Origin of the sequence: Vibrio sp. 1641 (assembly GCF_033339995.1) — a bacterium.
Taxonomy (GTDB): domain Bacteria; phylum Pseudomonadota; class Gammaproteobacteria; order Enterobacterales; family Vibrionaceae; genus Vibrio; species Vibrio alginolyticus.
In genome coordinates, this window is the sequence record NZ_JAWOVP010000028.1 from 1 (window position 1) to 10,149 (window position 10,149).

The following is a 10,149-nucleotide window of genomic DNA, read 5'->3' on the forward strand; positions in this document are numbered from 1 at the left end:
TTTGAATTGACTGTGCTGAATCTTTCGATTCAATGGTCACTTCGTTTCATTGAAACCTAATTTGATACCGAAGTATCTAATTGGATTATCATCAACGAGTGCCCACACAGATTGATAGGTCTATATTTTTAAAGAGCACACTTCGAAGTTCTCTTCAAAGTGGACGGCTATTTTAGCTAGATAACTTATCGTGTCAAACACTTTTTTAAGTTATTTATCTGCGAGTTAATTTTAACTCACTAACCGTAGTTGTTTAGGTTCCGCTTCACTTGCTTTCCCGTGACAACGGAGGCGCATTATAGGGAGTTCATTAAAGAACACAAGTGCATTTTTTAAAAAAACTCACCTTTTTAGTTTATTCGTATAGAAAACAGACAAAAGACTCTAAAAAACTATAGAAAAGGGGCCAAACGGCCCCTTTAGTGTGATTTTTATCTCAATTTTACTGTATCCATACAATTATTGATGAGCACAAATTTGGTCATTAGTAACAATTAGCTGCACTGTCTTGTCTGGAACGATTTCACCAGAAAGAATTGATTTGGCTAACGGGTTCTCGACATTCTGCTGAATTGCACGTTTTAAAGGACGCGCACCATACACAGGATCGAAACCAACTTGAGCGATCAAATCGAGCGCTTTGTCGGAAACTTCTAGTTGATAGCCTTTCTCCTCTAGTCGTTTCGCCAAACGTTCCAATTGAATAGAAGCAATGGACTTAATGTGTTCTTGACCAAGTGGATGGAACACCACGATTTCGTCAACACGGTTCAAGAACTCTGGGCGGAAGTGTTTGCTAACCACATCCATCACTTCACTCTTGATACCTTGATAGTCTAATGTTGCGAAATTCTCTTGGATACGAGATGAACCCAAGTTAGATGTCATGATCACAACCGTATTACGGAAGTCAACAGTACGACCTTGACCATCCGTTAAACGCCCATCATCGAGAACTTGCAGCAGAATGTTAAATACATCCGGATGCGCTTTCTCTACTTCGTCTAACAAAATTACCGAATACGGCTTGCGACGAACCGCTTCAGTTAAGTAACCACCCTCTTCATACCCGACATAGCCTGGAGGTGCACCAACCAACCTTGCCACTGAGTGTTTCTCCATGAACTCAGACATATCGATACGGACCATCGCATCTTCACTGTCGAACATAAAGCTCGCAAGTGTCTTACAAAGCTCTGTTTTACCCACACCAGTTGGACCTAAGAATAAGAAGGAGCCAATTGGTCGGTTTGGATCAGAAAGCCCAGCTCGACTACGACGAATGGCATTCGATACAACAGAGACCGCTTCGCTTTGACCTACCACACGATTATGCAGCACGTCTTCCATGCGAAGTAGTTTCTCTTTTTCCGCTTCTAGCATCTTGGATACCGGAATACCGGTTTGCTTAGAAAGTACTTCTGCAATCTCGTTGTCGGTTACTTTATTACGCAATAGCGTCATTTCCTGCATTTCAGCTTGGGTTGCAAGATCTAACTGCTTCTCAAGTTCAGGAATACGACCATATTGAAGCTCCGACATGCGGTTTAGATCACCAGCTCGGCGAGCAAACTCCATGTCCATACGAGCTTGTTCAAGCTCAGACTTAATATGTTGAGTACCAGAAAGAGCTGCTTTTTCTGTATTCCAAACCTCTTCTAGTTCAGCGTACTCACGTTCTTTTTCATTGAGTTCTTCATTAAGCGCTTTCAAACGCTTTTCACTCGCTTCATCGTGCTCGTTACTTAGTGCTTGCTGCTCAATTTTGAGTTGGATGATTTTACGCTCAAGCTTATCCAAGGACTCCGGCTTAGAGTCAATTTGTAAACGAATGCTTGAAGCCGCTTCGTCGATTAAGTCGATCGCTTTATCCGGCAACTGACGGTCGGAGACATAGCGATGTGACAAACTCGCCGCAGCAACAATCGCTGGGTCGGTAATTTCGACGTGATGATGAAGCTCATAACGCTCCTTCAAGCCACGTAAAATCGCAACGGTATCCTCAACGGTCGGCTCATCCACCAGCACTTTTTGGAAACGACGTTCTAATGCTGCATCTTTTTCGATGTACTGACGATATTCATCCAATGTTGTTGCGCCAACACAGTGCAGCTCACCACGAGCTAATGCCGGTTTTAGCATGTTGCCCGCATCCATTGAGCCTTCACCTTTACCAGCACCGACCATAGTGTGTAGTTCATCAATGAAGAGGATGACATTGCCTTCTTCTTTAGCAAGTTCATTCAATACTGATTTTAAACGCTCTTCAAATTCCCCACGGTATTTCGCGCCAGCAACCAGTGCGCCCATATCCAGTGATAGCACACGGCGACCACGCAGACCTTCAGGTACTTCATTGTTAACTATGCGCTGCGCTAAGCCTTCAACAATTGCTGTCTTACCTACGCCTGGTTCACCGATAATCACAGGGTTGTTTTTAGTACGACGCTGCAATACCTGGATAGTACGACGGATTTCATCATCACGGCCGATAACCGGATCCAATTTACCTTGCTCTGCACGTTCGGTAAGGTCTATGGTGAACTTTTCCAATGCTTGACGAAGCTCTTCTGCATTCGGATCATTGACCTTTTGACCACCTCTGATCTTTTCGATTGCCTGGCTGACTTTTTGCTCTGTTAAGCCGATCTCTTTGAGCAATTGCCCCAATGGTCCGCGATCTTCTAAAGCGGCAAGCAGGAAGACTTCAGACGAGATATAGGAGTCTTGACGCTTTTGCGCCACTTTGTCACACAGGTTAAACAATGTGCCCATCGAGCTAGAGAGCTGAACATCCCCACCGATGCCACTGACTTTTGGTAATCGATCTAACATTTCACTCAATTTAGAGCGTAAATGCGTTACGTCCACATCCAGCATAGTAAGCAATGGACGAATTGGACTGCCATTTTGATCAAGCAAAGCCACCATGAGGTGAACTGGCTCGATATATTGATGATCGCGCCCTAACGCTAGTGATTGAGCATCAGAGATAGCGATTTGAAACTTACTTGTGAATCGATCAAGACGCATATCTACCTTCCTAACCTCAACTAAAGGAAATTCTTTTGACAGTTAGAAAGATGGATACTCGGGTGGGGAATTTCAAGGGAGTGAATGAATAAAGATAGCTTTGCAAAAATAGTAGTATGCATCTTAGCACTTTGGTGCTTATAGCTAGTCTTCGATCCAAATAAAGGTTGCTTGTCGACCAGTCTTACCATCACGGCGATAAGAGTAAAAAGAGGCTTTATCTTGGTAAGTACAAAGTCCAGAATCAAACACTTGTGTCACACCAGCCCGGTTTAGACGTTGCGTTGCCAGCACCGACATGTCAGCAAACCATTTACCGTCGATATCGCGTGGAGCAAATGCTTGATTCGCCTGTGAATCAAAATCAAAAAAAGCTTGCAGAACATCTTCACCCACTTCGAAGGCTTGAGGGCCAATGGCGGGGCCAAGCCACGCTATCACTTCACCAGAAAACAACGCTAACGCATTTTCGACAATGCCATTTGCTAAGCCGCGCCAACCTGCGTGAACAGCGGCTACTTGCGTACCTTGTGTATTAGTCAATAATACAGGTAAACAATCGGCGGTCATCGCTGAACAAACAACATGGCTTGAAGAAGTAAATACACCATCCGCATCAAGCACCTGTGTTGTTGGTTCATTTGCTTGAGCCACAACGGTTGAATGCGTTTGGTTTAACCAGATTGGCGCATTTGGCATGCTTGCCTGTTGCGCCAACCAAGCTCGGTTCTTCTCTACTAAAGACAAATCATCCCCAACGTGAGTACCTAAATTTAGCCCTTGGTAAGGGCCTGTCGAAAATCCGCCTATGCGTGTTGAGGCGAAAGATTTGACATTTTTAGGCGCTGGCCAGTTCGGAATGATCGTCTTCATATTAGAATTCTTCCGGTAAGCCGTGCTCTTCTGTATCTTGACGAAGCGCTTCAGTCATCACAACCATGTCATCAGGCACTGGAGCATGAAACTCAAGAACTTCGCCCGTAATTGGGTGCTCAAAGCGCAGCATTACTGCGTGCAATGCTTGGCGATCGAAGCCCCGGATCATTGCCGTTAGCTCTTCAGACGCACCTGTCGGGATGCGAGCACGTCCACCATATGCAATATCACCGAGCAGCGGATGCTGAAGATAAGACATGTGCACACGAATCTGGTGCGTACGACCCGTTTCTAGACGCAAACGAATACGCGTGTGTTCGCGGAAGCGTTCAGCAACACGGTAGTGCGTTACTGCTGGTTTGCCCATTGGTGCCACCGCCATAAGCGTGCGCTTAGTAGAGTGACGACCAATAGGTTGATCCACTTTACCGCCCGCAGTCATACGACCAATAGCGATCGCTTCGTACTCACGAGTAATATTACGTTTTTGCAGTGCGCGAACCAGACGAGTTTGTGCAGGAACGGTTTTCGCCACCACCATCAAACCCGTTGTGTCTTTATCCAAACGGTGCACGATACCTGCACGAGGTACTTCTGCAATATCAGGGTAATGATGCAACAACGCATTAAGCACAGTGCCATCAGGCGTACCAGCGCCCGGATGAACCACAAAGTCACGAGGTTTGTTGATAACGATAATATCTTCATCTTCATAGACGATATCTAGCGGGATATCTTGCGCTTCCCAGCGTTCTTCATCTTCTAACTCGGCTTGCAATGTAATTTCCTCGCCACCCATTACTTTGGTACGAGGTTTAGTGACAACTTCACCATCAACTTGAACTTTCCCATCAAGCAGCCACTCTTTTAGGCGCGAGCGAGAGAAGTCCGCGAATAATTCGGCGATAGCTTGGTCTAAACGTTGACCTAACTGGCTATCTTTTACGGTATTTGTTAATACAATCTGCTGAGCCATATCGAACTTTTTTAAAAACTGTGAGACTAATGCTCACGACTGTGAAAAAATAGACTATTACGTCATTGTATCTGTTACTGGAAAGAAAGTAACGGCAGCTTAAGAAATATTTAGATTCAAGGAACAGACTCCTGATATGAAACGTCAGACTTTAACAGGCCTTTTAGCGGTATCCCTTCTGTTTGGATGTGCAAGCAAAGAAGAAATCGTTCCTGATGTGCCGCCTTCGGAACTGTATGCAGACGCACAGATTTCTCTTCAAAGTGGTAATTGGCTTTCTGCAATTGAGAAACTGGAAGCATTAGACTCACGTTACCCATTCGGTGCCTACTCAGAACAGGTGCAGCTTGACCTAATCTATGCGTACTACAAAAACGACGACCTTGCTTTGGGCTTGGCAACCATTTCTCGCTTTATGCGTTTAAATCCAACCCATGAAAAGATGGATTGGGTGCTGTACATGCGAGGTCTAAGCCACATGGCGCAAGATCGTAACTTTATGCATGATTTATTCAGCGTAGATCGAAGCGATCGCGATCCTGAACCGGTAAAAAAAGCGTTTGATGACTTCAAAAAACTACTTCAACGCTACCCGAATAGCCCATATGCAGAAGATTCACAAAAACGTATGGTCGCGCTGAAAAACCGTCTAGCGAACTATGATTTAGCGACTGCTGACTTCTACCTTCGCCGTGAAGCTTGGGTCGCTGCTATTAATCGCAGCCAAGAGCTACAAAAAGCGTATCCAGACACAGAAGCTGCACGTAAGTCACTGACTATCCAGCTAGAAGCCTACAAGCAACTTGGTTTGGAAGACGCCGTAGCAAGAACTGAAAAGCTTATCGAGCTCAACCCTGTGAAGTAATTGAACTTGCTTTAAACTGAACCGCCACCGTTTTTACCGTGGCGGTTTTTTATTACTCTCAATAGTGTATTCAGCCCTTTCTTGATGATCTTCCTAGCTCCACATATGCTTAAAGTTCTCCTCCCCCCTTTATAAAAAGGATGTGAACGTGACGATATCTAAGCTTTGCGCAGTTATGCTGCTCCTATTGTCTGCTTCCGTTTGCGCACTGCAAATCTCGCCGCTCAAACAGCCTCCTTATACCGGAGACCTCGATGTCATCAAGGAGAAGAATGTACTGCGCGTCTTAGTTTCTGCTGATTTAGGCTTTTACTACATTGAGGGCGGCACACCAAAAGGCATAGGCGCGGAATTGCTGGCGCATTTCGAAAAAGACCTTCGTAAACTCAAACCAAAGCTTAACGTACAAATTATTCCTGTTGCCCGCGACCAGCTACTGCCAGCCTTAGAAAACGGTTCAGGTGACTTAGTTGTCGCCAACCTGACTATTACCGACACGCGCAAACAGAAAGTGGAGTTCAGTTCACCCATCCTCACTGGTATTCAAGAGTGGGTAGTGACAAACAAAAGCACACCAACGATGACGAAAATCGAACAACTGAGCGGCAAAGAGATTTGGGTGCGCGCCAGTTCTAGCTACTTTGAAAGCATTCAGACACTAAATAAGAAACTAAACAAAAAAGGCTTACCGCCTGTTATCGTGCACTTTATTGAAGAAACACTTCAAGATTATGAGCTGGTCGGAATGCTCAACAATGGTTACGTCAAAGCCATTGTTCTCGATAGCCATAAAGCCAAGCTTTGGCTGAAAGTGATGGATGATATTCGGGTTCACAAAAAAATCCCTATCCGCAAAAATGGCAAAATTGCTTGGGCAATGCGAGAAAATAGTCCCAAATTAAAAGCCGTCGTGAATAAGTTCATCCAGAAGTCTCGCTCTGGGACACTACTCGGTAACGTTATTTACGGTAAATACATCGATAATACGGGATGGTTGAACAGAGCTCTTAACCCTAAGAAAATTGCTCAACTAGAAAAACTCACGGCGCTATTTTCACGCTATGGTGAGAAATACGATATCGACTATTTACTGATCGCTGCAATCGCTTACAAGGAATCAGGATTTAATAACGACCTAGTTGGAAGTCGAGGTGCCGTTGGCATAATGCAAGTCCTACCTAGCACTGCTCAAGATCCGAATATCAATATCAAAAATGTTCGACAATTAGAAAACAACATTCATGCTGGAGTGAAATACTTAGCTTTTTTGCGTAAGCAGTACTTCAGTGATCCTGATATTACTGCACAAAATAAACTCTACTTTACATTGGCGGCTTACAATGCGGGCCCCGGCAATGTAGAGCGTATTCGTAAGCGTGCAGCCCAACAAGGTTACGATCCTAATGTTTGGTTTAATAACGTGGAAATCGTTATGCGGAAAAGTTTAAGCTCAACGGTTGGGTACGTCACAAGCATTAATCGCTACTACATAATATACAAACAACTAGAAAGCTTGGACCAAGTCAAAAGTCTAGAAAGGGTTTCACTAGCCCCAAAAGACCCCATTTTCATGATACCGCTACGAAAAGTCAGCCAAATGCCAGACAGTAAAAAGCCGCTTGTACAGTAAGCGGCTTTTTAAATGGATTCATTGGAAAGACTCAGTGATCGTCATCACACGTTACGTGCAGTTAAATTTTAACCACCTCAAATATTAGGCCGTAAAACTTCCCTAAAAACGAGGCCGTTTTCAGCTGAGTACTCTATCCAATCTACGGATTTACTAACCGATAACAAGCAATTTCACGATAAATCTCAGAAGTTCTTGAGTGAGATCACATTCATTTTTCATCATAAAAAACCCGAGCAAAATAATGATCTGAATCACATTTTTTTATGCTTAAAGCGGTAATCTGAACTCAACCCATGAGGGATGCAACAGAGGAAAAACACTTATGACAATGAATATCACTGGCAAAAACATCGAAATCACCTCTGCAATCCGAGCTCATATTGAGAGCAAATTTAAAAAACTGGAGAAATGGCAAGTAGACCTAATTGGTTGCCAAGCAACTTTCAGTGAGGAACCAAACAAACAGAAGAAATTCGAAGCGGTTATCAAAGTTCCTAAAGGCCAGCTCATTGCCTCAGCAACTCACGAAGATCTTTACGCAGCTATCAACGAAGTGGAGCAAAAACTAGAACGACAATTGAACAAGCTGACCCACAAACCTGAAGCTCGACGTGCAAGTAAGCCTGAGCTAGTGGAAGAAGAAGAGTAAACTGAACAGATTGAGGAAATAGCGCCGAAAGGCGCTATTTTTTTGCTTGACGCTCTCCCCAGCCTTGCTTATTGTGTTTAAACACTCATAAATTAAGCACTATTTATGCATTTAACCTCACTGTTTATTTTTGACTTCTTTTTCCTCCCATAGTTGGAGGGGCGAACTCGTTTGTGAAAGAAAAGTCAAAAACAAACAGAAAGCCTCCCAAATCGGGAGGCTTTTTTATAAGGAAAGAATTGATGACTGACCAACCTATTTCCCTCGAAGAAATTCGTTTACGCTTGAATGAGTTGGATGACCAACTTCTCAGCTTATTGTCTGAGCGCCGTAAACTCAGCATTGAAGTAGCCAAAAGCAAAGTACAAACCTCAAAGCCTGTTCGCGACGCCGTCCGTGAACAGCAATTATTGGTCAAGCTGATTTCTAATGGCCAAGATAAATACGAACTTGACGCGCAGTACATCACCAAACTTTTCCATACCATCATTGAAGACTCAGTTCTGCTTCAACAAAGTTATCTGCAAAATCTCGTTAACCCACAGCAAAGCCGTAAGCCACTTGCTCGCGTCGCTTTTTTAGGAGCCAAAGGCTCTTATTCGCACTTGGCAAGTCGCGAATACTTCAGTCGTAAAAATACGGAGCTTATCGAGCTCAACTGCGAGCACTTTAAAGAAGTGACTCAAACGGTTGAATCTGGCCATGCTGATTATGGCGTTCTGCCAATCGAAAACACCAGCTCAGGCTCTATTAATGAAGTGTATGACTTACTACAACACACGACGCTTTACATCGTTGGAGAGCTAACTCAACCAATCGAACACTGCTTGGTTGCGAAAAAAGACATTCGTCTGGAAGATATTAAAACGCTGTATTCTCACCCTCAGCCACACCAACAGTGCAGTGAGTTTTTAAGCCGTATGAAAGGGGTAAAGCTGGAGTCCTGCGCGAGCACAGCAGATGCAATGCAGAAAGTCCAAGAGATGGATCGTGATGATGTAGCTGCAATTGGTAATGCATCAAGCGGTAAGCTATATGGCTTGCAAGCAATTCAAGGCAACATCGCAAACCAAACCGAAAATCATACTCGCTTTATCGTGGTTGCTCGTAAACCGGTTGAAGTTTCTACTCAGATTCCAGCAAAAACCACATTGATCATGTCGACCTCCCAAGAGGCAGGCTCATTGGTTGAAACACTATTAGTGCTGCAACGTTACGGCATCAATATGACCAAGCTAGAATCACGCCCAATTATGGGGAACCCGTGGGAGGAGATGTTCTACGTAGACTTGACATCACATCTTGCTTCGACAGAAATGCAACAGGCACTTGAAGAGCTAACAAAAATCACTAAGCACTTGAAAGTATTAGGCTGTTACCCGAGTGAGAACGTAAAGCCTACGCAAGTAAAATTGAGTTAATAGACACCAGTGAGTAAAAAGATCATGGCAACCCAAAAAGTCGTAATCGCATCGCTAAACCCAGCCAAAATTAATGCAGTTCAAAGTGCATTTCGTAATGCATTTCCGCATCAAGAGTTCAACTTCGTTGGCATCAGTGTACCGAGTGAGGTCGCAGATCAGCCCATGACGAATGAAGAAACTCATCGTGGTGCGCTAAACCGCGTTAAAAACGCAAAAGTAGAGATGCCAAACGCGGATTACTATGTCGGTCTCGAAGCGGGAATTGAAGCAAACGTGACGTTTGCTTGGATGGTGGTTGAATCAGAGACTCACCGCGGTGAATCTCGTTCTGCAAGCTTAATGTTGCCGCCAAAAGTCTTGGAAAAACTCAAGGATGCGAATGAATTGGGAGATGTAATGGACGAAGTGTTTGGTACTGATAACATCAAACAGAAAGGTGGCGCTATTAGCCTGCTAACCCAAAACCAGCTAACTCGAAGCTCGGTCTATCACCAAGCCTTGATTCTGGCTTTAATTCCATTCACAAACCCTGAGCACTTTCCTTCAAATTTATAACACTCAGCCTAGTCTCTAGATACGCAAAAAGGGCGGATATTTCCGCCCTTTGTAATACGTATATGCCGTCCTAAATAAGGTTGACACTTTCCACCCCAAAAATTGGAGAGTGTTATGAAATCAACCACTAAAAGAACT

The 10,149-nt window shown here is 44.1% G+C and carries 8 protein-coding genes and 1 other annotated feature; of the genes, 5 read left to right on the forward strand and 3 right to left on the reverse strand.

The window, feature by feature from the left end:
• Nucleotides 1–459: 459 nt before the first annotated feature.
• From clpB to rluD, 3 genes are all read right to left on the reverse strand, one after another.
• Entirely contained in the window at nucleotides 460–3,033 is a 2,574-nt protein-coding gene (clpB, locus tag R7Z47_RS23650) for an ATP-dependent chaperone ClpB (protein ID WP_005381873.1), read from the reverse strand.
• Nucleotides 3,034–3,177: 144 nt separating this feature from the next.
• Nucleotides 3,178–3,906, reverse strand: a complete 729-nt coding sequence (gene pgeF, locus R7Z47_RS23655; protein WP_167415029.1) for a peptidoglycan editing factor PgeF — start codon at nucleotides 3,904–3,906, stop codon at nucleotides 3,178–3,180.
• Between the two features lies 1 nt (nucleotide 3,907).
• Nucleotides 3,908–4,885, reverse strand: a complete 978-nt coding sequence (gene rluD / locus R7Z47_RS23660) for a 23S rRNA pseudouridine(1911/1915/1917) synthase RluD (RefSeq protein WP_005381875.1) — start codon at nucleotides 4,883–4,885, stop codon at nucleotides 3,908–3,910.
• Nucleotides 4,886–5,021: 136 nt separating this feature from the next.
• Between rluD and bamD the strand changes: the two genes are divergently transcribed.
• The 5 genes from bamD to yjjX all read left to right on the forward strand — a co-directional run bounded on the left by bamD (nucleotide 5,022) and on the right by yjjX (nucleotide 10,011).
• A complete protein-coding gene (bamD, locus tag R7Z47_RS23665) occupies nucleotides 5,022–5,750 on the forward strand; it encodes an outer membrane protein assembly factor BamD (protein WP_005381876.1) in 729 nt (242 codons plus the stop codon).
• 148 nt (nucleotides 5,751–5,898) lie between these two features.
• A complete protein-coding gene (locus R7Z47_RS23670; RefSeq protein WP_318057760.1) occupies nucleotides 5,899–7,380 on the forward strand; it encodes a lytic transglycosylase F in 1,482 nt (493 codons plus the stop codon).
• A gap of 325 nt (nucleotides 7,381–7,705) precedes the next feature.
• Nucleotides 7,706–8,032: a ribosome hibernation-promoting factor, HPF/YfiA family gene (hpf, locus tag R7Z47_RS23675; protein ID WP_005381889.1), complete on the forward strand. Its 327-nt coding sequence runs from the start codon at nucleotides 7,706–7,708 to the stop codon at nucleotides 8,030–8,032.
• 108 nt (nucleotides 8,033–8,140) lie between these two features.
• Nucleotides 8,141–8,262: a sequence feature (Phe leader region), on the forward strand.
• Between the two features lie 12 nt (nucleotides 8,263–8,274).
• Complete coding sequence (pheA, locus tag R7Z47_RS23680; protein WP_017636154.1) at nucleotides 8,275–9,453, forward strand: prephenate dehydratase; 1,179 nt, start codon at nucleotides 8,275–8,277, stop codon at nucleotides 9,451–9,453.
• Between the two features lie 24 nt (nucleotides 9,454–9,477).
• Nucleotides 9,478–10,011, forward strand: a complete 534-nt coding sequence (gene yjjX / locus R7Z47_RS23685) for an inosine/xanthosine triphosphatase (protein ID WP_005381891.1) — start codon at nucleotides 9,478–9,480, stop codon at nucleotides 10,009–10,011.
• The last annotated feature ends 138 nt before the right edge of the window (nucleotides 10,012–10,149 follow it).

Excerpts from the sequence above, each read along its gene's own strand:
- clpB (WP_005381873.1), bottom strand. The coding sequence starts at position 3,033 with ATGCGTCTTGATCGATTCACAAGTAAGTTTCAAATCGCTATCTCTGAT.
- pgeF (WP_167415029.1), bottom strand. The coding sequence starts at position 3,906 with ATGAAGACGATCATTCCGAACTGGCCAGCGCCTAAAAATGTCAAATCT.
- rluD (WP_005381875.1), bottom strand. The coding sequence starts at position 4,885 with ATGGCTCAGCAGATTGTATTAACAAATACCGTAAAAGATAGCCAGTTA.
- bamD (WP_005381876.1), top strand. The coding sequence starts at position 5,022 with ATGAAACGTCAGACTTTAACAGGCCTTTTAGCGGTATCCCTTCTGTTT.
- hpf (WP_005381889.1), top strand. The coding sequence starts at position 7,706 with ATGACAATGAATATCACTGGCAAAAACATCGAAATCACCTCTGCAATC.
- pheA (WP_017636154.1), top strand. The coding sequence starts at position 8,275 with ATGACTGACCAACCTATTTCCCTCGAAGAAATTCGTTTACGCTTGAAT.
- yjjX (WP_005381891.1), top strand. The coding sequence starts at position 9,478 with ATGGCAACCCAAAAAGTCGTAATCGCATCGCTAAACCCAGCCAAAATT.